The following is a 26,068-nucleotide window of genomic DNA, read 5'->3' on the forward strand; positions in this document are numbered from 1 at the left end:
GTGTGTATCCCCTCGCGTTCACGCCCCTGACTCAGGGTCTTTCGAAGGCCCTCCAGGAGCAACACCGCCTTGCTCCTTTGCGTGTTGTCCGCCTGCCGGTTCCTCCGATTTGCCGTTTCGTTTCGCCGTCGGCGGGCGCACCTTCCGCTCGGACTGATTCGGCTCGTGCCGCTTCGAGGCTTCGCTCATACCCACCTCCTTCCTCACTGATCAAAGTATTGGCTTACCACCCGTCACACCGTAGCGTTCGCCAGAGATGTAGCTGCCTTCATCCGACGCCAGCAGCACATAGATCGGCGCCACTTCGACCGGCTGGCCGGGGCGTCCCAGTGGGGTGTTGCCGCCAAAGTTTTTCACCATGTCCGGCGTCATCGTCGAGACGATCAACGGTGTCCAGATGGGCCCGGGTGCCACGCTGTTGACGCGAATCCCCCGCTCGCCAAGCATCTGCGCCAGGCCGGCGGTGAAGTTGGCAATCGCGCCTTTGGTGGCCGCATAGGGCAGCAGGCTGGGGTTAGGCATATCGGAGTTGACCGAGCTGGTGTTGATGATCGAACTGCCCTCGGCCATATGAGGCAGCGCGGCCTTGCAGATGCGAAACATCGCGGTGATGTTGACGTTGAAGGTTTTCACCCAGTCCTCATCGGGGATGTCTTCCAGCGACGGGTAGGTCATCTGGAACGCTGCATTGTTGACCAGCACATCGATGCGTCCGAACTTCTCCACGGTATCGTTGACGATTGCCGTGCAATGCGCCGCATTGCCCAGGTCGCCGGGCAGTAACAGGCATTGACGACCCGCCGCCTCGACCCAGCGTGCGGTCTCCTTGGCGTCTTCATGTTCATCCAGGTACGACACCGCCACGTCCGCGCCTTCACGTGCGAAGGCAATCGCCACGGCCCGCCCGATGCCGCTGTCGGCACCGGTGACCAAGGCGATTTTATTGGCGAGCCGGCCCGAGCCTTGGTAGGACTGCTCACCGCAATCGGGCATCGGGTCCATCTTGCGCTGCTCACCTGGTACGGGCTGTTGCTGGGGTTGGAATGGTGGTTTGGGATAGCTGTTCATCAGAACTTCTCCTGGGTGGGTTTCTCTTTGCGAGGGTTTGCCAGGAAGCGAAGTTCAGACGAATTTTCAGAAAATCGGATAGCCGTGCAAGTGCAGGCACCACTCGTCAGTTTGATTAAACCTTCCGAAGGCTGCGCGCCTCAACCGGGTCGTAGTGGTCCGTCAAATGACCGGGTGGCCTCAAGACATTTCTGTCGGCAGCAGGTTTTCAGCTATATTTCACTGTCGGTTCATCCCTCACCCTCGTTGTTTGAATTCTTCCCTCTACACCCGTCTTCCTGTGCGCCGTTAACCAAGGTTGGTATTTATGAAGTCTGCCCCCCCGCGGTCCCCCAACGTACCGCAACGCAAAGATCTGATCCCCAGCGACTTGAGTTTCCCGGTGGTGGGTATTGGCGCGTCGGCGGGCGGGCTGCAGGCCGTGAAAGCGTTTTTTGAGCACATGCCCAAAGACTGCGGCATGGCCTTCGTGGTGATCCTGCATCTTTCACCCGACCATCAAAGCGTGGCAGACAAGATCATTCAGGAAACGACCCGCATGCCGGTGACGCAGGTCAATGACGCCACGCCCATCGAAAAGAATCACGTGTATGTCATCTCGCCTGCCAAGCTCTTGAAGATGAATGATGGCTACCTGGGGGTATCGTCTTCAGTGCGCGAAGGTGGATCGCACATTGCCATCGACCTGTTCTTTCGCGATCTGGCAGACGCCCATAAAGAACGCGCGTTTTGCCTGATCCTGTCCGGTACCGGTTCAGACGGCGCGGTAGGGCTTTCACGGATCAAAGAGCAAGGCGGCATCACCCTGGTACAAGCGCCGGAAGACGCAGAGTTTGATGGCATGCCGCTGGCTGCCATCGAAACCCAGATGGTCGACCTGGTGCTGCCGGTGGTGGAAATGCCGCAGAAGCTGCTGGAACTGTGGAGCAATGCCCAGTCGATTATTCTGCCCACCGCCAATGACCCTGAAATCAAGACCACCCCACCCACCACCGACCGCGATGCCGCAGTGGCCGAGCAGCTGTTGCTGGATATTCTGATTCAACTGCGCGCCAGCACCGGGCATGACTTCAAGCATTACAAGCGCGCCACGGTGCTGCGCCGTATCGAGCGGCGCTTGCAAGTCACCGCTCAACCCGACCTGGCCACCTATTACAACTTCCTACAGGCCAACCCGGACGAAACCAAGGCGTTGCTGGGCGACATGCTGATTGGCGTGACCAATTTCTTCCGCGACCGCGAGGCCTTCGAAGCGCTTGAGCGGGACGTGATCCCCAACCTGGTGAAGTCACTGGCAGACAGCGTGCCGCACCGTGAGGAGGTGCGGGTCTGGTCGGCGGGTTGTTCCACCGGCGAGGAGGCCTACAGCCTGGCGATGCTGGTGGCCGAGCAACTGGTGCTGGACGCCAGCGGCGCAAAGATGCAGGTGTTTGCCACCGATATTGATGAGCGGGCCATTACCCATGGCCGCAATGGTGTGTACCCCGAAGCGATCATCACCGACGTACCGCCTCAACGTTTGCGCCAGTACTTTGCCAAGGAGAAGAACCAGCATTACCGGGTGCGCAAGGAAATTCGCGAAAAGGTGCTGTTCGCCAAACACAGCCTGCTGTCCGACCCGCCGTTCTCGCAGATCGACCTGATCGTGTGCCGCAACCTGTTGATCTACCTGGACCGTGAAGTGCAGCGCGACATCCTGCAAATGTTCCACTTCGCGTTGCGTCCCGGCGGCTACCTGTTTCTCGGTTCCTCGGAGTCGGCCGACGGCTGCCTGGACCTGTTCGTACCGGTGGACAAGCGCAACCGAATTTTTCGAGTGCGTGCCGGCTCGTCCGCCATTCGCCGCGCCCCGACCATGCCGCGAGGCAGCTATCTGCGCCCGAGCGCCACGACGCTGGCGATTGAAACCAAGGCGCCCAACAAGGTCTCGTTCGCGGATATCCATCTGCGCGCCCTGGAAAAAGCCGCGCCGCCCAGCGTTATCGTGAATATGCAGGCCGATATCCTGCACATGAGCGAAGGCGCAGGACGATTCCTGCGCTACGTGGCCGGCGAGGTAACGCACAACCTGCTGACGCTGGTGCACCCCGATTTACGCCTCGACATCCGCACTACGCTCTTCCAGGTCCAGCAATCGAACGCGCCGGTTTGCTCCCGCAAAATCCGTATTCAACGCGAGCAGGGGCCCTTCCTGGTGGACATCAGCGCCCGCCCCTACCGCGATGAAGCGACCGAAAACGACTACGTGCTGGTGATCTTCCAGGAAACTGCCATCGACCCGCTGCTGCCCGACATCGACACTGTCAGCCAGGCTGAAAACGCAATCATGAGCAACCTGGAGCGCGAGCTGCAACGCACCAAGCTGCACTTGCAGGACACCATCGAACAGGCGGAAGTCTCCAGCGAGGAACTCAAGGCCTCCAACGAAGAAATGCAGGCCGTCAACGAAGAACTGCGCTCGGCCACCGAGGAGCTGGAAACCAGCAAGGAAGAGTTGCAGTCGATCAACGAAGAATTGCTGACCGTCAATTTCGAGCTCAAGACCAAGGTGGAAGAGACGGACAAGGTCAACGACTACCTGACCAACCTGATCGCGTCCACCGACATCGCCACGGTCTTCGTCGATCGCAACATGCGCATTCGCTGGTTCACGCCCCGGGCCACGGATATTTTCAGCATGCTGCCGGTAGACACCGGGCGCTCGTTGCTGGACATCACTCACCGCCTCGATTACCCGCAAATGACCGAAGACGCCACCACCGTGTTTGAGTCCCTGAGCATGATCGAGCGGGAAATCAGCAGCAACGACGACCGCTGGTACATTGCGCGCTTGCTGCCCTACCGCTCCAGCGAAGATCACATTGATGGCACCGTGCTGACCTTTATTGACATCACCAAGCGGCGCCAGGCCGAAGAGGAGCTGCGCCTGGGCGAGGAGCGCATGCGCCTGGTCGCCGAGAGCACCCATGACTTTGCCATCATCATCCTCGATGACCATGGCGCCATCACCGACTGGAACACCGGTGCCGAACTGATCTTCGGCTACACCAAGGAAGAGGTACTGGGCGCTTACTACGACCTGATTTTCTCCCCGGAAGACCGCTCTGCTGGCGTACCGGAGAGCGAACTGCGCACCGCCCGCGAACATGGGCGCGGCGAAGATGAACGCTGGCATGTGCGCAAGGACGGCAGCCGCTTCTATTGCAGTGGCGAGGTCACCCAGCTCAAGAGCAACAGTTTGCGCGGCTACGTCAAGATTGCCCGCGACCTCACCGGCCACAAGCGGACTCAGGACGAACAGAATCAGCGCTTGAAGGAAACCCAGACCAACAGCCATCTCAAGGATGAGTTCTTCGCGGTAATGTCCCACGAACTCAAGCACCCGCTGAACCTAATCCAGCTGAACGCGGAACTGTTGCGGCGCTTGCCCGCCACCAAGGTGGCGGGCCCGGCCATCAAGGCGGTCAATACCATCTGCGAGGCGGTGTCCAGCCAGGCGCGGATCATTGACGACCTGCTGGACGTCGCCCGGGTTCGCACGGGCAAGCTGAAGCTGAAAAAGCAACCGATCGACCTGATTCGCACCCTCAAGGACATTCATAGCGTGGTGCTTGCCGACGGTCATCGTCGCCAGGTCAGCCTTCAAACACCTTCGGTGCCGGGCCCCCTGATCGTTGACGTAGACCCCACCCGCATCGAGCAAGTGATCTGGAACCTGGTCAACAATGCCCTGAAATTCACCCCCGAGGATGGCCAGGTGCAATTGGTGGTCAGCCGCTCGGATGGGCGTGCCCAACTGGATGTCATCGACAGCGGCGCAGGGCTGGCCGAAGACAGCCTGGAAGAAATCTTCGACCTGTTCGGGCAAGCGGAAAACCAGCATCAGACCCACCAGCGCGAAGGCCTGGGGATTGGTTTGTCGCTGGTACGCCAGTTGGTGGAGGCCCATGGCGGTTCGGTCAGCGTGCACTCTCGAGGGTTGGGCTTTGGTTGCACCTTCTCGATCTGGCTGCCGCTGTGCGAACGGCAGGATCATTTGCTGGATGCCGGCTCTACCCAGAACGAGGATGAGCGCCTCAATGGCCTCAAGGTTCTACTGGTCGATGATTCGGCGGAGGTGCTTGAGGTGTTGAATATGCTGCTGGAAATGGAGGGCGCCCAGGTGTGCGCGTTCAACGACCCTGTACGCGCGCTTGAAACGGCCCAGGTTGCCCATTACGACGTGATTATTTCGGACATTGGCATGCCGAAAATGAATGGTCATGAGCTGATGCAGAAACTGCGCAAGATAGGCCACCTGCGACAGGCTCCCGCCATTGCCCTAACGGGCTATGGCGCGGGTAATGACCAGAAAAAAGCGACTGAATCGGGCTTTAACGCCCATGTCAGCAAACCTGTGGCCCATGATTCGTTGATCACCTTGATCGAAAAGCTCTGCGGTTCACGCCGTTAGGTGGGGCTGATATTCAGGGATAGATGAACTGAGAAAGGCGCACGGACGCCCCCGTTGGTCGCGACACCTGGGTCTGCACACTGCCCACCGTGTCGCTGCGCAAGGTCAGGTACAACACCGCCTGGCCGGCGCTGTCACTGAGCATCCACACGCTCACGCCCTCCCCGGCAGCCCTGGCCTTGAGCGGCTGAGGCTGCAGCATCTCGATATTGAACCCACGCAGCAATTCACCGTTTAACTCGACCTCCAGAGGTTCTTGCGCCTTACCTTGCAGGTGAATCACCATCCCATCGGAGGCACCATTGCGCAAAAAGCGCTGGTACTCCACGCGCAACTGCCCATCGGCACTGCGCACTTCGCGGGTACTCAGCGGGCCTTTGGAAAACAGCCCCGCCAGGCTCAGCCCCATCAACAACAGCAGCGCATACCACCCCACCCGCTCGAAGCGCCAGACCTTGCGTTGCAAGGCCATGTCTTCTTGCACGGGGTAGTTGCGGCTGTGTAAGTCGTCAGGGGCTGGGTTGTTCATAGTGGGGCCTGAATTCAACCCTTGCTGTGCTCGGGAGAAGATGGCCCCTTGGTAACGCCTCGCGGGCCGGCAATCGCCCATATCGCGGCGCCCAGAAACGGCAGTAACACGACTACCGCACTCCAGCCTGCCTTGCTGGCCGAGGCGTTATCGCTGCGCCAGATGCTGTTGATGATCCACGCATCGAGCAGTACGAGGATCACTGCCAGGCCTATCCAGAAGTAAGTGGTTTGCATGATGCACCTCCAGGTTATGTAACTTTTGGCGCGCAGGCGCAGCCAGGGTTCATTATTTTTGGGTGCACAGCTTCGGGCTTTGGTTTGCCGCCATCATGCAGGCAACTTCGCTGATCGCCCCAGGAACGAACCTCTGGAAACAAGACGAGCTGAAACGTATCAGCTAAAACAAAAAGCCAAATTATGCATAAATGCATTTTTAGCCTTGACCTACGCAATCGAGTCTTTTAAAGTGCAATTACTGTATATAAATACAGTTATTCAAATCCCTTCATGGACGAGGTTTCCTATGAAAAGCACCACTGAAAAATTTGGCAAAACACCCCATCAACCCAGCCTGTGGACCCGCGCCGATGCGCTCAAAGTTCACGCAGACGACCCCACCACCACCCAGCCACTGGTCAGCGCGAACTTCCCGGTACTGAGCGACGAGGTCTTTATCTGGGACACCATGCCGCTGCGTGATATCGACGGCAACATCACCTCCGTCGACGGCTGGTCGGTGATCTTCACCCTGACTGCGGATCGCCACCCGAACGACCCGCAATACCTCGATCAAAATGGCAACTACGACGTCATCCGCGACTGGAACGATCGCCATGGCCGGGCAAAGATGTACTACTGGTTCTCCCGCACAGGGAAAGACTGGAAGCTCGGCGGCCGGGTAATGGCTGAAGGGGTTTCGCCCACCGTGCGCGAATGGGCCGGCACGCCGATCCTGCTGAACGAGCAAGGCGAAGTAGACCTGTACTACACCGCCGTCACGCCCGGCGCGACCATCGTCAAGGTGCGTGGCCGCGTGGTGACCACCGAGCATGGCGTCAGCCTGGTGGGCTTCGAGAAGGTCAAGCCGCTGTTCGAAGCCGACGGCAAGATGTACCAGACCGAAGCACAAAACGCCTTCTGGGGCTTCCGCGACCCATGGCCGTTCCGCGACCCGAAAGACGGCAAGCTGTACATGCTGTTCGAGGGCAACGTGGCCGGCGAACGCGGCTCGCACAAGGTCGGTAAAGCCGAAATTGGCGATGTGCCGCCAGGTTATGAAGACGTCGGCAACTCGCGCTTTCAGACTGCCTGCGTCGGGATCGCCGTGGCCCGTGACGAAGACGGAGACGACTGGGAAATGTTGCCACCGCTGCTGACGGCGGTCGGCGTCAACGACCAGACCGAACGCCCGCACTTCGTGTTCCAGGATGGCAAGTACTACCTGTTCACCATCAGCCACACCTTCACCTATGCCGACGGTGTAACCGGCCCGGACGGCGTGTACGGTTTTGTCGCCGATTCGCTGTTCGGCCCGTATGTACCGTTGAACGGTTCCGGCCTGGTGCTGGGCAACCCGTCTTCCCAACCGTTCCAGACCTACTCGCACTGCGTCATGCCCAACGGCCTGGTGACCTCCTTCATCGACAGCGTACCGACCGACGACACCGGCACGCAGATCCGCATCGGCGGTACCGAGGCACCGACGGTGGGCATCAAGATCAAAGGGCAGCAAACGTTCGTGGTCGCCGAGTATGACTACGGTTACATCCCACCGATGCTGGACGTTACGCTCAAGTAAACCAAGGCTGTAAGGCAACGGGTTTGAATTCGATGGCAAACCCGTGGTGGATAGCATCGAGATATCCCGCCTGATGTAACTTGCCCCACCTCACTGGCTACAAGGACGTAGCCGGTGAGGTGGGGTATTTGTTGCTCCCGTGGCGGCCTGACAGTCGAACCGGATGTACATGGCCATCCACACAACTGTGCAGTTCGCCGCAGCCACCGGTAACCACGATGCGAAGCGAGCCGCTCTTGATCTTGCTTTTGATCTCAGGCGCCCCGTTAAACCACGCTGGCCGAACGCAGGCTTGAATCCGTGGGTAACCCGGCAGGACGCCGGGTTAGCCGCCCCGCGCCATGGATGGCGCGTGGCGGCGGCCCACGGATTCAAGCCTGCGTTCGGGCACACCGAGCGTGAGCGAGGTGCCGAGTGGTGGGGCAAGAGCGTTTTGCTTACTTTTGTCTGGGCCGGCATTCCGGCTTTTCAAAAGTGAGCCGCCGTCAGGGCGGAACCTTAAGTGGCCGTTACCGCAGGAATGGATATGTACTCGGTATAACTGTGTCGGCTGTCAGGCCGCCTTCGCAGGCAAGCCAGCTCCCACATTTGGATCGTGGGGCAGCAGGTAGATCGGCGTCGGCTGCCAGACCGCCATCGCAGGCAAGCCAGCTCCCACATTTGAACGTGGGGCAGCGGTAGATCGGCGTCAGCCGTCAGGCCGCCACGGGAGCAAGCTCCCTCGCCACAGGTCCAGCGTCACGTTCTTCAGAAAATATAAATCCTGCTGTGCCTTGCTCCGAAAGCCCAGCGCCTGTACAGCCTCGCTCATCCGAAGGAACAACCTGTGGCATGCAGCGTCATAATTTAGTACGGGGCCCTGTATCCACTCGTCAGGGCAAAAACCGTTCACTCAAGGAGATAACCATGTCCGCTACACAGAATTTGACATGGTGGAAAAACGTCGTGATTTACCAGGTGTACCCACGCTCGTTTGCCGATGGCAATGGCGATGGCGTTGGCGACCTGCCGGGGCTGATCAGACGGCTGGATTACCTCAAGGCGCTGGGGGTTGGCGCCTTGTGGTTGTCACCGGTGTATCCGTCGCCCATGTGCGATGCCGGTTACGACATTTGCGACTACACCGATATTGACCCGCTGTTCGGCTGCCTGGCCGACCTCGATCAGCTGATATCCGAAGCACACAAACGAGGCCTGAAGCTATTGATGGACTTCGTGCCCAACCACACCTCGGATCAGCACCCCTGGTTCATCGAGTCACGCTCCAGTCGCGACAGCCCCAAACGCGACTGGTATATCTGGCGCGACCAGCCGAACAACTGGCGCGCTTCGATCGACGGCGGCAGCGCCTGGACCTGGGATGAAGTCAGCCAGCAATACTACCTGCACTTCTTTCTGCCCCAGCAACCGGATTTGAACTGGCATAACCCACAGGTCGTCGAGGCCATGCACGATGTGCTGCGGTTCTGGCTGGACCGTGGCGTCGATGGTTTCAGGATCGACGTGGTGCATTGTGTGGGCAAGGATCCGACCTTTACCGATGACCCGCGCTGCATGGCTGGCGAGACCATGGTGCAGATCAATGACCAGCCGTACAGCCACGAAGTGCTGCGCGGGCTGCGTCGCCTGGTCGACCATTATCCCGGCGACCGGGTACTGATCGGCGAGGTGAATATCCGCTCGACCGCGCGGGTCGCGGCATATTACGGCGCCAGCGACGAACTGCACATGTCGTTCAATTTTCCACCACTCGACGCGCCGTGGGACCCGGTAGTCTTTCGCCTGTGCATCCGCGAAGTCGAAAGCTGCCTCGGTCAGCAATCAGCCTGGCCGACCTGGGCCTTGTCCAATCACGACAGTAGTCGGATGCGCAGCCGCTACGGCGGCTCACTGGACCGAGCGAATGCAGCCGCCGTGATGCTGTTGAGCCTGCGCGGTACGCCCTTCATTTTCCAGGGCGACGAGTTGGCGCTGGAAGATACTCAAGTCACCCCGCAAACCCGCGTTGACCCAGGCGGACGCGACGGGAGCCGGGCGCCGTTACCCTGGTTGTCGCAAGCGCCGCATGGCTGGTCGGGCAAAGCGCCATGGTTGCCCTTCCCGCCCGATGCCGGGGCATTGGCGGTGCAAACCCAGGAAACGGTCAGCGACTCCACGCTCGGGCTTTATCGGCGCCTGCTGCAGTGCCGTCGCCACAGCACGGCCTTGCGCCTTGGGGAATGGGAGGAGCTGCCTTCGCATCCGAAGCTGCTGGCTTACCGGCGCCACTGCTTGGATGACGAACGTATCGTATGCATCAATTTTGACGAGGCCGAGCACACGTTCGCGCTGGCCGGCGACTGGATCACCGAAGTCGCCAGCGACAGACAGGGCGAGGACCAGCCCTTTACCGGGATCGTCGACGCGCAGAAAGCGGTCATATTGCGCCGCAAAGGAACGGACCATGAGGGCTGAGTGGACGCAAAACACGGTCATTTATCAAGTCGATCCGTCGCAGTTTTTCGACAGTAATGACGATGGTTGCGGTGATCTTGCTGGCATCGTCGAACGCCTCGATCACTTGCACTCACTGGGGGTCGGCGTGCTCTGGCTGTTGCCGATCTACGGCTCGCCGTTTCGCGATGGTGGCTATGACGTCAGCGATCATCTAAAGGTCGAACCGCGCTTTGGCAACGAAGACGATGTGCGCCGGCTGATAGACGCGGCCAGGCAACGTGGCATGCGTGTGATCATGGAACTGGTATTGCAGCACACCAGCGACAAACACCCCTGGTTCGAACAGGCACGCAAGGATCGCGGCAGTCGCTATCGCGATTACTACATCTGGTCGGACACGCCGGTGGACGATGGCAACCAACCGATCTTTCCCAGCGTGGAAGACAGTATCTGGCAATGGGACGAACAGGCCGGACAGTTCTATCGACACCTGTTTTATCGACACGAGCCGGACCTCAACCTCAAGAACCTTGAGGTCATTGCCGAACTCGAACAGATCATCAGTCACTGGCTGTGCCTGGGCGTTGCAGGGTTTCGTCTGGATGCGGCGTCCCATGCGGTCGAGCAGGCCGGCGACGGCGAGGAGGAGCGAGGCGTATGGTTGCTGGACCGGTTGGCGGCGCATGCGCGTTCGATCAACCCGGACTGTTTGCTGATAGGCGAAGTGGATGTCGAACCCGAGCGTTTCCGGCACTACTTTGGCAGCGGTGACCGCTTGCAGTTAGCGCTGGATTTCTGGCTTAACAATCATATGTTCCTGGCACTCGCCCGCCAATGCGCAGAGCCGCTGCTACGTGCCTTGCAACAACGACCACAAGCGCCGGATGGTGCCGGTTATGCCGTGTGGCTGCGCAACCATGATGAACTCGACCTGGAACGCCTGAGCGAGCAGGAGCGCGCAGAAGTCATGCAGGTGTTCGCTCCCCAGCCGCACATGCGCGTTTATGGCCGCGGCATCCGTCGACGGCTCGCGCCGATGCTTAACGGTGATGTACGTCATCAGGCCGTGGCGCACGCGCTGTTGGCGTCGTTGCCGGGCACACCGATCATCCGCTATGGCGAGGAAATCGGCATGGGCGATGACCTGCAGCGGCCTGAACGCCTCGCCGTGCGAACACCAATGCAATGGAGCCCTGACATCAACGGCGGATTTTCCCGCGCCAAACAAGCCAGGCTGCCAGCACCGCTGATCGATGACGGGCCGTTCAGCTATAAGGTGGTCAATGTCGCGGCGCAGCAAGACGATCCCGACTCCCTCCTCGCTCGTTGCCAGGCAATTTTCAAACTACGAGCCAGGCTCGGTGAAATCGGTGGGGGCACCGCCCAACCCCTTTCCCCTGCGCATCCGGCGGTTTTTGCCATGCGCCATGTCGGCGAAGCGACGACCATTGTGCTGGTCAATCTCAGCAGGCAACCGGTCACGCTGGCGTTGGGCATGACTGAGCAATTGCAGGGTTTCGAGCAGATCCTTGCCGACAGCACTTACCCCGCGCAAGTCACCAAAAGCACCGCGCTGACACTCAACGGCTTTGGCTATCGCTGGTTTCGGCGCAACGGTTCACAACCACAGCAGAACCATCACACCGAACAGCGCCAACACCGCTGACAACGCCGACACCTGGGTTGAGGTCAGCGCCAGCGCGCTTTCACGGGAACGGCCGACGAAACGGCCGCGAGTCCGGTGCAGTTCAGCACCCAACGGTTGGTACAGGTTGTTGCCGTGGCCGCCATTGTCATCTTCCGTGCTCATTTGGCCCGAGTAGCACTGACGTGCGAGCATTTGGTCGAGCAATCCCGGGATCAGGTAACTGCCGACAATCGCCTTGATGCTCGCCATACCCAGCCACAACTCGCGGGGCGGACGCTGGATCACACTGAAGATCGCTCGGGCCGCAACATCCGGATCGTGGATCGGTGGCACCGGTTGCGCACGCTTGCCGAGCTTGTTTCGCGCCCAGTCGAACTGCGGGGTGTTGATCGCCGGCAACTGCACCATGCACACCCGAATGGGGCTGCCCTCGTGCAGCAATTCACAACGCAACGCGTCGGTAAAGCCGCGAACGGCGAACTTGGCGCCGCAATAAGCCGACTGCAAAGGAATCGCGCGATAAGCCAGCGCCGAGCCCACCTGAATGATCAAACCGTGATTGCGCGGGCGCAGTAATTTCAACGCAGCCAACGTGCCGTTAACGGTGCCCATGTAAGTGACGTCGGTGACGCGTCGGATTTCCTGTGCGGTCAGTTGTTCAATCGGTGAAAACACCGTGACCATCGCTGAGTTTATCCAGATCTGCAGCGGCCCCAGCTGCTCATCAAGCGCAATGGCCGCAGCTTCCAGCGCGTGTGCATCGGCGACATCGACGCTGATCGCCGTGGTCGCTTGGCCATATTGCGCCAGCTCCTCGCGCGTCGCCGCAAGCCCTGCCTCATCGCGCGCCAGCAAACCGATGCGGTAGCCGGCTGCGGCGAAACGATGCGCCGTGGCCCGCCCTACGCCTGCACTCGCACCGCAGATCACCACCAGACCTTTATGCTGCCGACCCATTGCGCCCTCCTCTGGGAACCGCTGTGTGACCTCGCCTTGCCCTCACTAAAATGGACGACAGGCGAACGCCGACAGTTCGATATTTTTGATCGCCAGGTCGTACCCTTCGGCAACCAGGTCCACGTTGCGATTGCATCGAATCGACGACTCACCTTTGCCTCCAGAGAACAAGTAATGTTCCGGTCAGCGTGTTTATCGCCTCATAAGTCATGAATATAGTGCATGCCGACCGGCCCCTACTTCTCAATGAGGACATCCCATGCGCACACTCAGCCGACTCGCCCTGGCAATGACGGTTTTCACCACCGCACTCCACGCCCAGGCCAGCAATGTACTGGTGGTGCTGTCAGACGCCGACCATCTTGACCTCAAGGGCAACCAGGTATTCTCCACCGGTTTCTACCTGAACGAATTGATGCAGCCGGTGAAACTGCTGCTCGACGCCGGGCATTCGGTGACCTTTGCAACACCCACGGGCAAAGCGCCAACGCTGGATAAATCCTCCACCGACAAGGCGTACTTCAGTAATGACGTCGCCTCTTTGCAGGTACACAAGGCGCTGCTGGACCAGCTCAAGATCACCTCGCCCGGTGAGTCGCCGGTGATCAGCTTGCCGCGTGTCGAACAGATCGGCTACGAGCACTTCGATGCGGTCTATGTGCCCGGCGGCCACGCGCCGATGCAGGATTTGCTGCACAGCGCCGAGCTGGGCAAGCTGTTGAACCACTTCCACGCCAACAACAAGACCACGGCGCTGGTCTGCCACGGGCCGATCGCCCTGTTGTCGACGCTGCCCGATGCAGCCGCATTCACTCGCCAGTTGGAAAATGGCAATCCTGCGGCCGCCTCTGGCTGGACGTATGCAGGCTACCAATTCACGGTCATCAGCAACCAGGAAGAAGAACTCGCCAAGGGCCTGCTCAACGGCGGTAGCATGAAGTTCTATCCACAAACCGCGCTGCAACAGGCCGGTGGCACCTACAGCAGCAACGCATCGCCATGGACCAGCCACGTGGTCATCGACCGCGAACTGGTGACCGGACAAAACCCGGCCTCGGCGCTGGAGGTGGGTAAGGCGATCCTCAAACGGCTGCCCAGCAAGCCCTGAGCGCCAGTGGGGAGTTTCGCTGGCGGGCTGCGCCACGAACCCCAACGTGCTGCAGATACACAAGGTCACCGCCGAAACGATCGGCTTGGCCTCTACCGATGAGCTGACCATGGGCCCGGTCACCAAGGGCAAGGAAGACTTCCTGGGTGGCACTGAACTGACCTTCAAAGCCACGACCTCCAAGGGGCGTGTGTTCAACTGCTCGACGTTCATGACCCCAGGCATCCTGCTGGAGCCGCCGACATACTCGCGACTGACCTGCACAAAGTAAGCCTGGCACCCGGTGCGGGCAAAGAACCATGCTTTTAGCCTCCTGGAGGATGGATTCAGGGCTAGATGTTCAGCAAATGGCTCGTCGGGGTTCTTGCAACAATCCGAGGTCGACGCCCGCCATTTTTATGGACTGGATTCTGGACTCGTCCGGGTAGCCGTGGTTTTCGATGGGCTCTGGCGGAACGAAAAAGGCGCTGAAGCCATCAACGTGGGCCACCACCTGTTGGCACGAAGGTTCAGTGAAGCACTGGCTATGTGAGGCATGCCGTTACGTCACCGCCTTCTTGGCTGAAGATGAACGCAGCGTGTCCTTTACTGAACAGCACGGGTGGCTACATTTCCAAGCCAAGGGCCCCCCCGGCAGCTCGACGCCCTTCGTGGTTCATCGCCCGATGAGAGGAATGCCCATGTCCCCGCTCCGCCTTCTACGCGCCCTGCTCGATCAGTGGCATCGACGCCCTCTCCGGCCAGGCAATAGAGCGCAGGCCCGCGTCGCCGGCCTGCGCCAGCTGCGTGAACCTTTGGCCGTGATCAGCACCGCGCACCTGAACGACAGCTCTTTTGCATAGCTGAAGGTCAACCAACTGTCAGTACAGGCCTACGTGCATGGCTACGGCGCCTTCCTCTAGCTGGGGGCCCCGCTGCTGATCAACCCCAAAGAGCCCGATCTGCGCGAGATTATTGAGGCGGCCATTCAGGCTGAAGTGGTGTGGCTGGGATTCGATGTTGAAGGCGCGGTGGCCGAAGGGTTGCCGCTGTTTCGCGATCCCGAAGAGGAAACGCTGACGTGAATGTTGATATCGGTATAGGGCGAACTGTTGGCCCAGTTCCCGCCCAAGCCCCTCGCCATCGCGGTCGCATCACTTGCCTGCACTTGCACGACCGCGATGCGCGGCTGCAGGTCAATGAGATTCCGCGCCCCCCCTGATCAAGGCGCGTGAACGTGTGAGAAGCGACCGACTGCATCGGGGGCGACGTCTTACGAGCCAAGATCGCTTGACCGACAGGGTGCTCTGAAAAGCACCTGCACTGCGAAAAAAGACATGCCGACATAGGCCAAATACGGTATCTGCTAAACGAACTCGATGAAAACCCTGCACGCCATCGCAAATACCTGCGAGCGCGGCCTGCCCCCTTCCCACCAGTCAACCAACTTAAGAGAGGAGAACCATGCCGATCGCTGATCATCCACCAGTTCAGCCTGTGCACCGGACCAACACACAAAGCGGGCTGCGGCTGACACGTGAAGAAGTGCGAGTGCTGCAGTACTACCGCACGTTGTCGGACACCGACCGCGAAGCAGCGCGTTGTTTGCTGCAGGCGCTGCAAGCCGTGCAGGCGGAATTGGCCCACCGCCCCGTTAAGGCCAATCCCGCCATGCCTGGACGCGCCAAACCGACACCTCCGATCAGGCTGTAGGAAAAAGCCATTGACGCCCTGCGTCCTTTGCCTGCCCAATCCCCCTCAATCAGCATGGGTTACGCAGTACCACCAGGGGCGATCAAGGATGACTATCGGCGCACGGTTACGCGAAGAACGGCTACGCCTGGCCTTGTCCCAGCGCGAACTGGGTGAGATCGGCGGCGTGGAGGCCAATGCGCAGGGGCACTATGAAGACACCAGCCGGTTTCCCAAGGCGAACTACCTGGCGGCCATTGCGGCGTCTGAGGTAGACGTGCTCTATGTGCTGACGGGGGAACGGCATGTGGCGTTGCTCACGGCGGACCGGCTGGTGCAGACGCAGCGCGATTTGCAGCGCTTTCAGCATCAGTTGAAGCAATTGCAGCGTAGGTCCGAGGGGTTGGTGCAGACGGTGCAGCAGCTCAGCGGCTTGCCGGCCCCATGAAAAGGACTGGCTACGACGCCAAGTCATAACATGTCAACTGCCCCCCAGCTTGGACAGTTCAGGAAGACGGACGCGTTTCTCCTGCCAATACGGCCTGTTCGCAGGCCCCGACCTGCGGCACCAGTTGGATATCGACACGTCGATTAGCGGTACGCCCGGCCTCGGTGTCGTTGCTGGCGATCGGCTGATTGGCTGCCAGCGCCTGCACCGCAAAGCAGCTGTCGGCGATATCGCCCATGCGTTGCATCCAGTCGCGAACCGCAGTCGCACGGGCGTGGGACAACGCCAGATTCTGCTCTACAGTCCCGGTCCCATCGGAGTGCCCGGCGATGACAATCAACCAACCCGGCTGGGCTTTGACGCCGACAAGGGCATTGACCAGTACCTTGGTCGACCCTGGTTTGAGGGTGGCACTGCCGGCATCGAAAAGTGACAGGCTGTCCAATCGCACCGGCTCCGGCATCGGGGTTTCACTGTCCTGCGCACCCAGCCATGTGCGCCAACCAAACCCTGCGCACAGGGCAACGGCAAGCATCCCGGCGAACAACCACAAGACGCGACGTGACTGATGCGGTTCGAAGACCGGGGGCGGTAGAAGCACCACAGGTGTCACCAACGTCGGCGTCATCACCCTGATGGGCGCCAGCACTGTTTGGCCCAGAGTTTGATGCTGCTCCAGGCGCTGGACCAAGTTGCCTACTTGATGCCGCAGCGCCTGCAATGTCTGCAGCGGGTTGGAGAGCAACGGCCGTAAACGCGCCTGCAAACGCGCCAGTTCGGTCTCCAGTTGAACCAATGCGGGCCCACTGTGCGTCGTCATTGTCATACTGCGCAGCACCAGTTGCAGCTGCTCGAACACCCACTCCAACAGTTCCAGCCGCACCGCTTCCGCCGGCGGCCATACACGCGGCCATTCGTTGCCCAAGGCCTCCAGCAACACCACCCCCTGCGTGATGCCCTCCAGGCCACGACGCTGAGCGTGGGCCAAGGTATAAAAACAGGCGGTTTGCAGCTCCGCGCCATTTTGCTCGAACAGCGCCAAACAGCTTTGCTCCACCTTGGCCCAGTCCACATCCGGGCAGGCAGGATGGCTGAGCTTGGCCAGCTCCTCGCGCAATACCATAAATTCACTGAAGCCGCGCGGATCACCGCCGACTCGAATACGCATCTCAAACAACGCCGTCATCGGGCTTCCCTTCCGTTATAGGTTTAAGGCTTGGTCAGGTAATGCTGTCGCTTCAAGTGGCGTACCAACACTCTGCCTTCAGGCGCCAGCGTGGTGCCAAAGCTCACGTGCTGCCCATCCTTGAGCTGCGCGTCCAGGGCGTACTCCAAGTGCCCCGGCAGCGTCTGAGGCCGCAGTTCGATCGCGACCGCCGCCAGACGCGGTTCGTACTTGAGCAAGGTGGCGGTCATGGTGCCGATCAAGCCATGGGCCGTGGCGGGCAACCCCTGCAGGATCAGGCCCATGTCCGGCAGCCCGTAATCGGGCAGATGGCTGAGCGCACCGGCGCGGCTATTGAGGATGCGCTGCAGGTTGTCCAGCACCGACAGGGCGTGCTGGTCCTCCTCGCTGACGCGATGCAGGTCCAACTCACCGTCGAAATTTTGCAGCAGCATTTCGTACAGCGAGGGGTTGTACTCGGTCATGGTTCAGTCCTTTGCCAAGGGCCGCAGGGTCAAGCGGTTATCCCCCAGCTCGATGACCCGCGCCCGGTCCGGGTCCAGGTCTTCACGGGTCAAGGTCAGGCGCCAGGTGTTCAATTGGGTATCGGGGCTGCGGAACAAGGCCACCACCGTGACGAACTGCGCGTCCTTGTCCATTGGCACGTTCAACTGTGCGCCCTCTTCGGGTTTCACCACCACCGAGCGTTTGTCCAACAACGCGCTCGCCAGCAGTTGATTGTCATCGCCCAGCAGCCCGTCGTAGGTCGCCTGCTCTACAGCTTTGCTGTCGCGCAGTTGGTACACCCGCACCAAGGTCGGCACCGACAAGGCGCTCATGTCCGTGGCAGCGGTGTTCAGAGCCGTGCGTGCACTGAAATCCAGGTGCAGGGTTTTCACCTGCTTGTAGAAGATCGCCTTGGCGGTGGATGCGGTCCCATCCGCGACGGTCTGGGCCAGACCACACCCGCCGAGCGCCGCGAACATCACCAGACTAAAAATGGTACGCAACATGCTGTGTTTCCCTGTTGTGGGGATTAATCGAAAGGCCTTGGTAGCGGCCCAGGTTGATGGTGAGCGTGTCGTGTTCCGCCGCCTGCCAAGCATCGCTTCCCAAACCCAGCACGCCGGTCATGCCGAGCCGGATGGGCGCATGCCCCAGCACTGGCACCGGCAGGCTGTGCACTGGCAATGACAACTGCAATTTGGCCGTGCAACGCCACCCCAGGTACACCCGTAGTAGCACCAGCAGGTCGCTATGCAGTTGCCCACCCGGTAACCAGCCCTCGGCTTCCTGCGTGTCTTCGGTATGCAGCGTCAAGCGCAGTTGGCTGTTGGCATCGAAGCCGACGCTGCCCAGCGGCGTGCCCTGGGACAGGCTCACCGGACGCTGGCGAGAAAGACTGGCCGGCTGTTCCAGCACGATTTTCTGCGGCCAATGTGCGGTGACCTGCGCCTGGGTATTGGGCGCCAGCAACTTGACCAGCGCGGTGATGCCCTCAGCATTGCGCGTGGGCAGGCGCATCACACTGAGCAAAGCCAGAAAGCGCGAAACCGGCGTGGCGATCTGCTGGGCGGTGCCGGGAATCCCTAAGCCGATCAGGCCCAACAGGCATTGCGAGGTGGCATCGGTGCCGCCGGCTTCGAACGTCGCCGGGTAGGAGTACTTGCGCCAGATCCGGTAGAACTGAGTGAATATCCGGTGGTTGAAAATGTCCAGGAAGGCTTCCAACGCTTCATGCCCTTCCCGGCGCTGCGCGATGTCATCCAGAAACACCGTCGGCATCGGCGAGTCGACCCCGTACAACCCGAGCAGACGCGTGCGTATCGTCGCCGGCCGTTCCGGGTGAGCGTCATCGGTTTCAATCGACTTCAACTCGCTGGCCGGAAAGCCCATGCCCGGATCGGGCCGAAAGCGCACGGCGTCATCGGCCGGGTGCGCGGTACTGCCCAAGGGCGGGTGATCGGGCAAAGCCTGTTCCAGCAACTGGCAAAAGCGGTACAGGTTGGCCTCAGCCACTTGGTCCTGCAGGGCATCGAGCAAACCGCCGGCTTTCAGCCGGGAATTCGCTGACTGTGGTTCTCGTTCCATCGCAGGCACTTTCCAGTAGGTTGCAGGATCAGCGTGAGCTGGGTGTACAAATGAATGTCGGCATACAAGGAGAAGAAGCGGTTGAGCATCTCGCCGAACAGGCTGATGTCGCCCTCCCCTGAGAAGCCATTGGCATCCAGGGTGATTTCGATATCCACCCCGCGCAGCAGAAAGCCTTTCTCGAAACGCTGCACCAAATGATGTTTGACCTCGACAATCGCCGCCAGACGACGGCGATTCAGCTCACTGCCGGTCCAGTCGTACAGCGCCAAGGTGCCGCGCAGCACCTCGGCGTTGTCGAGCATCGGCAGGAAGTTCGAGCCCAGGTGACTAAGCACGCGCCAGTGAAAGCGGTCGCGGTTTGGTGGGTAGCACGGCAAGGTAGGCGCACACAGGTTGCGCACGCGCAAACCGGACTGGGTGGACTGCACCACCGTATCGAGCAAGGTGCTTTGCAATGCCTTGCGCGGCAACTGGCCGTGGGTGCCGGTCAAGCGCAAGGACAGGCTTTCACGCTCGCGCAGGCGGTCCTTGTCGAAGCCCTCGCCACCCAGAATCAGCCAGGTGTCATGCAGGCCATTGGCAGCGCGCTTCAGGCGCGTGTGGAAGTAACGTTCGGGCGCTTCATCGCGCAGCATGCCGCCCTTGTGGCGAAAGCTGGTGAACGGCACGTAGTCCTGGCGCTCGGCATTCCTCGATGCGGTGACCCGGTCCACCGAATAGATCTCCGTATGGCCGTCCTGCAGGCGCATGGGGCGCAGGAGATAGTCGGTTTGCAAGGGCGCCAGGGTCAGCGGGTCGGCCTCCAGTGCAAACAGATTGATCACCGGTACCGCATGCAGACGGATGTGTTCGCTGTTCAAGTCGAAGTTGGCCGGCCAAGGTTCCCGCAACACCACTTCAAGCTCGAACCAGGCGGTACCGGGTGCAATCTTCAACTGCTCCAAGCCACACAAGGTCACGAACATGAATTTTTCACGGAAGCTGAAATACTCCAGCAGCAGCTGGTAACCGCTGAAGGCACTGTCACCCTTGGGCCACAGCCGATCTTCATCGGCAAACCCTTTGGGCGCAAAATGCCCGGTCAGTGGCTGGCGTTCGGTTTGGCCGGGCCAGCGCACATACATCTCTTGCGCATTCAGGGTCAGTGCCTGATGCAACGCGCTGGCCAGCGGCGCATCGGCATTCAGGTACAACGGCAAACGGCTGAGGTCGATCAGGCTCCAGTCTGTCAACGCGCCACAGGCAAAGCGCAGGCGCAACACCGAGCGACCATCCATTTCATGACCGCGCCCCACCGATTCCAACGCCAGCGGTCGCAGGGTGACGTCCTGGGTGGTGGTGTAACGGCAACGGGTGCGTTGCGGGCCGATGGGTTGCGACAGCACCTCAAAGCCCTGGGCGATCAACTCGCTGCGCTTCATCTGCGCCAGTTCAGGCGCCAATTCGACCACCGACAGGGATGGAATGGTGCGCAAGTAATGCGGCCACAACAGGCTGACCAGCCCCTCAGTCAACTCCGGCAGATCATCGTCGAGCTTTTCCCGCAGGCGGCCCATCAGGAATGCGAAGCCCTCGAACAGGCGCTCCACATAAGGATCTTGCGCACCCGGTTTGTCCAGGTTGAGCTGTGCGGCCCGATCCGGGAACGCGTCCGCGAACTCCTTGCCGGCCTCGCGCAGGTAGCGCATTTCGGCATCGAAGTAGCGCAGTGTCAGATTGTCCATGCTCACAGAGAGAATCCCGATGTAGGAGGGTTAGCCGCAGAGCACTGCGGCGCGTACCGGATCCATGGCTACCAGCGCCGCCAACAAGGCTTCCATGCGCCGCGCCAGGGTGGGTTTGTCGGCGTCGTTGCGCTGGGCTTTCGCCCGCAGCAGCTTGAGCAGGCGCGCCTTGACCTCGAAATTCAGTTCCGGCTCCCACTCGGCCAAGGCCTGGCGTTGTGCGGTGGCGTCCAGCTCTGCCAACAGATGGATGGCCAGATCGCTTTTGGCATACTGCTCGGCAACGCGCGCCATCAACAGGCGCAGCAGCCAGCGTTGGCGCCCGGTGTGGATTCCGGGGCGTGCGGCCAGCCAGGCCAACGCCTGGTCCACCCCGTCACTGTCAGCCTGGGCCACGGCCTCGCCTTCCAGGGACAGGATGTCGGTATCGCCAGTGGGCGCTGTCATTGCAGGTACGGGTAACCATTGCTGGGGTTGGTTGCCGCTGACGTGCTGGGCAATCCACTCGCGGGTGGTCTCATCAGCGAAGGGGCTACCGTCGCTCCAGCACAGCACTTCCAGGCCCGGCAGGCGCTCAAGGAACATGCCCAGGTCACGCTTGGCGATATCGGCCCAGCGATCCTGCGGCGCGGGTTGTTTGCTCAGTGCCTGATACAGGTACCACTGCAAGTCCAGCCAGAAATGGTTCACCCCCTCGGCATAGATCCGCTCGACCTGCTCGATCAACTCCGACCAATTCTGTTGCAGGTACAAACGTTTGAGCTGTGCCCGATAGTCACTGCGCGGTGGCGTAAGGCGCGTGTTGTTATTCGTATCTTGCGGTGGGGCCTGATGCACCGTGTCCCAACGCAAGCTCTTCATCAGGCGGTGGGCCGCCAGCCAGCCCAAAGGTTGGTCACGCAGGTACCCCGCCAAGGCCCGGCCGCTGTCCAATAGATCACGCCCGGACTTGACCTGCGCCACTGGCGTATGTGCAGTCGCTTCATGGCTGGCGGTATTCTGCGGCACCAAAGCGTCCATGCCCCCGGACTGCGCCAATCTCGCCGACAGGGCGGCATACAGCGGTTCCAAATTTGGACGCTGCTCCTGCGGCCACGCACCCAGCCCGCGCTCCAGCCAGGCGAGTGCTGCGGCAGTGCGCTCGGCCTCGGCCTTGACCACTTCCGGGTACAACGACAGCGTGTCCAGCACCTTGCCGCCGGCCAACCACTCCAGGGCCATCTTGCGGCTGTTGGGGCGGATGGGCAGCACTGCGTCGGCAAAGCGTTCCACCAGCGCGGCGAGCAGGCTGAGGCCGTCAGCCAGGCCGACTTCGCCGTCCTTGTGTAAGCGTGCCCACAGGTAATAGGTGGCGACACGCAGGTCCTTGCAGTTATGGATCAGCTGCTTCTCCGCCAGTTGGGCGACCTGCTCGGCATCGGCACCGGAGAGCTTGTTGACCTCTTCGCGCATGCGCTGGAAGTCATCGTCGTAGCCGGGGTCTTCGCCGACGGGGGAGTCGGTGCTGATGGGGTGCAGCCAGGGCTGCCAGTGAGCGGCTTGCTCGCGGGCGACGGACAGCGCGTCTCGTTCTCCCAGGCAGCGGGCGATTAAGGTGCGCAGATTCATGGGAAACTCCCGTTCTGCGCATAAGGCGTTTCGGCGGCGTTCTCGCTGAGAAATATCTGCTGGGGCAACTTGAAACCCCTTAATTTGAGCAACGCCAACGGCCCCGCATCCAATTCGGTGCGCAGGTGCCAGATCAGGTTCAAGCCATCGGGCGCCTTGAGCACCATGCGGTAGCGGCTGTCACCGTCGTCCAGCGGCGTGACCTGGGCTTTCTCCAGCAGGCGGATCAGGCCCCAGGTACCGGAATAATCACCGAACAGCCGCTCGCCTGTATGTACGCTGGTCCAGCTCAGGCTGACGCCGGGATAGTCACTGCGCCCCGGCCAGTTGAAACGCTGCCAGCTCTCCTTCTGGTTGAAATACTGGTGCTTGTCGCCGTTGAGGATGAAGGTGGTTTGCACCACATCGCGTACGGGTTTGCCTTGCAGTTCAAAGCTCAGCCCCATGCCACCGTCGGTGTAGAGCACATCGGCCAGGTCGCTGAGCTGGTTGATGGCGGTCAGAAATTGCGGGTTGAAGCGCAGCCCTTGGCTGTGGCGCGGATCGACGACCCAACGGCTGCCCTCCTTGCGCAATACGCCGCTCAATTGCCGCTGCAAAAATTGCTCGATGCGGCCGGAGTCTGCGCGGATCATCTGGCCCAGCATCGGTAAGGACGCATCGCTGGCAGTGGCTGTAAACGGGTAGCGGCTGGCGAAAGCGTCGTCCCAATGGCTGACGATCGAGCGTTGCCACTGGCTGTTGATCCCTGCCGCCGACGGTTGCAAAACGCGTTGCCAGGCGTGTTCCAGCGGCTGCACGAACAGCGTTTGCGCCGCCCCGCCCCACTCGGCCCCCAGGCTGGCGGCCATCAGGCTGCCGTAGGATTGAGTGTCGGTCAGGTCAATGCTTTTACCTTGAAACACGGTTTGCGCCAGTGCCTGGGTCATTTCCAGGGGATCGGACGCCGTGCTGACTTGCTGCAACTTGAGGCGTACCCGTGTTACCCGTGTGAGGAAGGCCTGAAGGCTCAAGCTATCAGGGCTGTTCTTGCCCTCCGGGCCTTTGCCCAGCAGAGCCAGCAACGGGCCAAAGGTTGCGTCCAATGGACTGCTGGGTAGGTGGGCCAGTTGGTCGATCAGCGGCGCCTTGTCCTGCCCGATCAGTTTTTGCGCGGACTTCATGAGCGAGTCGGCCAACGCCTGAGTTCGGGTGCCCGCCTGACCGTGATAGGCCACGGTGTTCATCAACGCAATCAGTGGGGATTGGCGTACGTCACTCATCAGCGTCAACTGGTCAATCACTTCGGCGAGGCTCTCGGCCTGCTGCCAGCGCAGGCTATTGAGCAGATCCAGCCAGGCACTGGCGTAGTCCTGGAAGTACCGTTCGGTGAGCCGCTCGCGGAGCTGGTCCGGGCTCAAGCGGGTGTCGATGTCGGCGGGCTTGTCGCTGAGCACCCAGTCGATTTCCTCGCGGCGGGCTTCGGCGATCTCGTCAATGGCTTGGCGCACCTGGCCCTCCCAGGCCTGGCGGGTGAATACGCCCGGCACGCTGGCCTCGGTGGAGAACAGGGCCAGGGCATCGGTGTCACCCACCAGTTGGTGAAGGCCCAGCTCCGGGTAGTGATTGGCGGCGTCATCGAGCAGTTGTTGGTACAGGCTGGCCTCGGCATTGCGTTGACCCAACTGGCCGAGCAGTACCTGCCGGACTTGCGCCACCAACCTGGGGTCGGCCTGGATGCGCCAGCCGGGATTCGCGGTCAGATGTTCGCCATAGAACCGCCACAGGTTGGGCGCCAAGCTTTGCCATAGCCCAGGTGATACGCCTATGCGTGTAGGCTCAACGTCGCTCAGGGTTGTGACCAAGAGACTGGCATCGGCTTTTTCCGGGCGCGCCATCATCAAATAGGCTTTGAGCTGGGCGTAGGCATCGCGGGCACGTTCAGCACGCTCGGGGCTGTCCGGGGCCAGCCTGACCAGCGCGTTGAGCTGTTGGCGCAACGTAGCGGCGGCCGGGTCGCGGATCAGGCGGTTGTTGGCCTCGACATAACGTGGCCACAGCGTTTCAAGCAGTGCTTGATTTTGGTTCAAGCCAAAGCGTTGATACCACGGAGCGCCGCCCTGGACGCGATCATCCAGGCGCGCCAGCTCGCGGACCAATTCATTGAGGGCCTGGAGTTGTTCGTCACCTTGCGAAGAGTGTTGCAGGGCTGCAAGTGAGGTATGTATCTGGGCGATCTGCGCGCGGTTGCTGACGAAAGACAGCAACAGTCCTACTCCCCAGAGCATGACCAATCCCAAGGCCAGCGCATAGGTGATTCGGTGTGCGCCCCAGCCCAATCGACGGCCACTGGCCGCTTTATCGTTGAGAACGCCTTGCCAGGCCGTATTCACCGGCCAAAAGTGTTCAAGCGTGCTCTCAACAGGCGGCACCGGCAAACTGAACCACAGGCCGCGTAACGGTACACCGCGGGAAAACTCGCCCAATAGCGGCGTCAATACCTGGCGCCAGCGGGCAATGCCCTCGGCCTGCAAATCGCGGGACAGCCGCAGGAGGAAGTCATGGGTCACGGCATCATGCATTTGCGCCAGGCCTGCGCGGCGCAAGGGGTCGAGCAAGCTATCCAGACTGTTTTCTAGAGCCAAGGGGGTCACACGTGATGGCAGCAGGCAGCCCACGGGTTGGCTATCACGATCGTCCTGAGACCATGCGCTGTCGCCCACCTGCCATAGGTGCAGCGGCAGTTGCCAACGCAACGCACGGGCCAGGTTTTGCAAGCGACGGGCACCGGCACTCATGGCGGCGGCATCGGTGCATTGGTCTTTGCTCAATGCCCAAACCACCCCATTGAGCGCACGCCTGCGGCACAGACCACGCCACTGCAAAAGCAACGACTCTTGCGGTTCACCTTGGACGCTGCCGGCCCACAGCAGCACGGTGCTCTGTCCTTCCAGCCAACGCTGCTCGCTCAACCCTGGGGCAATCGCCTCGATCTGCTCAGGCTCACCGGCCACCAACAAGAGTCGAATTCTTCGCCGCCAAAAGAAGCCATGGTGTTCGCGCAGATCCGTGAGCAGCTTTTCCCATGGAAGGACGTTTCCCTTCGAAGGCGTTAAAGCAGGAGTGTTCAGATCGTCGCCAATGGCTTGCTGATACGACGAGCCAACAACCCTGCGTACCAGCAATTGAAAACCACCTAGTATTGCCAGTAATAAAAGAGTCACCCCTACGGTTACTGACCACCAAGTAGTTTGCTCATCTCGCCCAAGACGCATACCTAACAGTTCGGGCGACCACCACACTAGCAGGCATACAGATATAGCTACCACCAACACCAAACCAACAAGACCCCACCACCATCTCGAACGACGACTGTTCAT

General features: G+C 60.7%; 20 protein-coding genes. 9 read left to right on the top strand and 11 right to left on the bottom strand.

All coding sequences use genetic code 11. From position 1 onward, the window contains the following. Positions 1-210: 210 nt before the first annotated feature. The gene (locus BUE92_RS18655) at positions 211-1,068 is read right to left on the bottom strand and encodes an SDR family oxidoreductase (protein WP_073525628.1); all 858 of its coding nucleotides are present in this window, start codon (positions 1,066-1,068) and stop codon (positions 211-213) included. Between the two features lie 307 nt (positions 1,069-1,375). On the opposite strand from BUE92_RS18655, the gene BUE92_RS18660 reads away from it, so the two are divergent. Continuing rightward, complete coding sequence (locus BUE92_RS18660; RefSeq protein WP_073525630.1) at positions 1,376-5,521, top strand: CheR family methyltransferase; 4,146 nt, start codon at positions 1,376-1,378, stop codon at positions 5,519-5,521. A gap of 13 nt (positions 5,522-5,534) precedes the next feature. Here the strand turns inward: BUE92_RS18660 and BUE92_RS18665 are convergent, their stop codons facing one another. Next, positions 5,535-6,050: a hypothetical protein gene (locus BUE92_RS18665; RefSeq protein WP_073525632.1), complete on the bottom strand. Its 516-nt coding sequence runs from the start codon at positions 6,048-6,050 to the stop codon at positions 5,535-5,537. A 14-nt stretch (positions 6,051-6,064) separates the two neighbouring features. Beyond that, entirely contained in the window at positions 6,065-6,286 is a 222-nt protein-coding gene (locus tag BUE92_RS18670) for a PLD nuclease N-terminal domain-containing protein (protein ID WP_073525634.1), read from the bottom strand. 289 nt (positions 6,287-6,575) lie between these two features. Here BUE92_RS18670 and BUE92_RS18675 point away from each other — a divergent pair, with 289 nt between their 5' ends. The 4 genes from BUE92_RS18675 to BUE92_RS18690 all read left to right on the top strand — a co-directional run bounded on the left by BUE92_RS18675 (position 6,576) and on the right by BUE92_RS18690 (position 11,952). Continuing rightward, positions 6,576-7,850 (top strand): glycoside hydrolase family 68 protein, encoded by a 1,275-nt coding sequence (locus tag BUE92_RS18675; RefSeq protein WP_073525635.1) that lies wholly within the window; start codon positions 6,576-6,578, stop codon positions 7,848-7,850. A 169-nt stretch (positions 7,851-8,019) separates the two neighbouring features. Further along, positions 8,020-8,328, top strand: coding sequence for a hypothetical protein (locus BUE92_RS28525; protein WP_178380718.1), 309 nt, complete (start codon positions 8,020-8,022; stop codon positions 8,326-8,328). 428 nt (positions 8,329-8,756) lie between these two features. Beyond that, positions 8,757-10,304, top strand: coding sequence for an alpha-amylase family glycosyl hydrolase (locus BUE92_RS18685; protein ID WP_073525636.1), 1,548 nt, complete (start codon positions 8,757-8,759; stop codon positions 10,302-10,304). Next, the gene (locus BUE92_RS18690; RefSeq protein ID WP_073525637.1) at positions 10,294-11,952 is read left to right on the top strand and encodes an alpha-amylase family protein; all 1,659 of its coding nucleotides are present in this window, start codon (positions 10,294-10,296) and stop codon (positions 11,950-11,952) included. Before BUE92_RS18685 ends, BUE92_RS18690 begins: the two co-directional genes overlap by 11 nt. Here the strand turns inward: BUE92_RS18690 and BUE92_RS18695 are convergent. Further along, a complete protein-coding gene (locus BUE92_RS18695) occupies positions 11,905-12,891 on the bottom strand; it encodes an SDR family oxidoreductase (RefSeq protein WP_073525638.1) in 987 nt (328 codons plus the stop codon). The two genes, BUE92_RS18690 and BUE92_RS18695, sit on opposite strands and share 48 nt — an antisense overlap. A gap of 259 nt (positions 12,892-13,150) precedes the next feature. Between BUE92_RS18695 and BUE92_RS18700 the strand changes: the two genes are divergently transcribed. From BUE92_RS18700 to BUE92_RS28980, 4 genes are all read left to right on the top strand, one after another. Beyond that, entirely contained in the window at positions 13,151-13,999 is an 849-nt protein-coding gene (locus tag BUE92_RS18700; RefSeq protein WP_073525639.1) for a type 1 glutamine amidotransferase domain-containing protein, read from the top strand. Between the two features lie 46 nt (positions 14,000-14,045). After that, positions 14,046-14,270, top strand: coding sequence for a hypothetical protein (locus BUE92_RS18705; RefSeq protein WP_256673982.1), 225 nt, complete (start codon positions 14,046-14,048; stop codon positions 14,268-14,270). Positions 14,271-15,442: 1,172 nt separating this feature from the next. Beyond that, positions 15,443-15,691: a hypothetical protein gene (locus BUE92_RS18715; RefSeq protein ID WP_073525643.1), complete on the top strand. Its 249-nt coding sequence runs from the start codon at positions 15,443-15,445 to the stop codon at positions 15,689-15,691. An 88-nt stretch (positions 15,692-15,779) separates the two neighbouring features. Then, positions 15,780-16,118, top strand: a complete 339-nt coding sequence (locus tag BUE92_RS28980) for a helix-turn-helix domain-containing protein (protein WP_073525644.1) — start codon at positions 15,780-15,782, stop codon at positions 16,116-16,118. Positions 16,119-16,176: 58 nt separating this feature from the next. On the opposite strand, the gene BUE92_RS18725 is transcribed toward BUE92_RS28980, so the two are convergent. Genes BUE92_RS18725 through BUE92_RS18755 form a run of 7 tightly spaced genes read right to left on the bottom strand, consistent with a single transcriptional unit; the run spans position 16,177 to position 26,068 of the window. After that, entirely contained in the window at positions 16,177-17,304 is a 1,128-nt protein-coding gene (locus BUE92_RS18725) for an OmpA family protein (RefSeq protein ID WP_073525645.1), read from the bottom strand. A 23-nt stretch (positions 17,305-17,327) separates the two neighbouring features. Next, positions 17,328-17,768 carry a type VI secretion system baseplate subunit TssE gene (gene tssE / locus BUE92_RS18730; protein ID WP_073525646.1) on the bottom strand — a complete coding sequence of 147 codons (441 nt, stop codon included), beginning with the start codon at positions 17,766-17,768 and terminating at the stop codon, positions 17,328-17,330. A 3-nt stretch (positions 17,769-17,771) separates the two neighbouring features. Beyond that, positions 17,772-18,296 carry a type VI secretion system lipoprotein TssJ gene (gene tssJ / locus BUE92_RS18735; RefSeq protein WP_073525647.1) on the bottom strand — a complete coding sequence of 175 codons (525 nt, stop codon included), beginning with the start codon at positions 18,294-18,296 and terminating at the stop codon, positions 17,772-17,774. Further along, positions 18,277-19,374, bottom strand: coding sequence for a type VI secretion system baseplate subunit TssG (gene tssG, locus BUE92_RS18740; RefSeq protein ID WP_073525649.1), 1,098 nt, complete (start codon positions 19,372-19,374; stop codon positions 18,277-18,279). Before tssG ends, tssJ begins: the two co-directional genes overlap by 20 nt. Next, the gene (tssF, locus tag BUE92_RS18745) at positions 19,338-21,107 is read right to left on the bottom strand and encodes a type VI secretion system baseplate subunit TssF (RefSeq protein WP_073525650.1); all 1,770 of its coding nucleotides are present in this window, start codon (positions 21,105-21,107) and stop codon (positions 19,338-19,340) included. Before tssF ends, tssG begins: the two co-directional genes overlap by 37 nt. A gap of 24 nt (positions 21,108-21,131) precedes the next feature. Next, a complete protein-coding gene (gene tssA, locus BUE92_RS18750) occupies positions 21,132-22,709 on the bottom strand; it encodes a type VI secretion system protein TssA (protein ID WP_073525651.1) in 1,578 nt (525 codons plus the stop codon). Further along, positions 22,706-26,068: an ImcF-related family protein gene (locus BUE92_RS18755; protein WP_073525652.1), complete on the bottom strand. Its 3,363-nt coding sequence runs from the start codon at positions 26,066-26,068 to the stop codon at positions 22,706-22,708. Before BUE92_RS18755 ends, tssA begins: the two co-directional genes overlap by 4 nt.

Source organism: Pseudomonas fluorescens (assembly GCF_001902145.1).
GTDB classification, from domain to species: Bacteria; Pseudomonadota; Gammaproteobacteria; order Pseudomonadales; family Pseudomonadaceae; genus Aquipseudomonas; species Aquipseudomonas fluorescens_BV.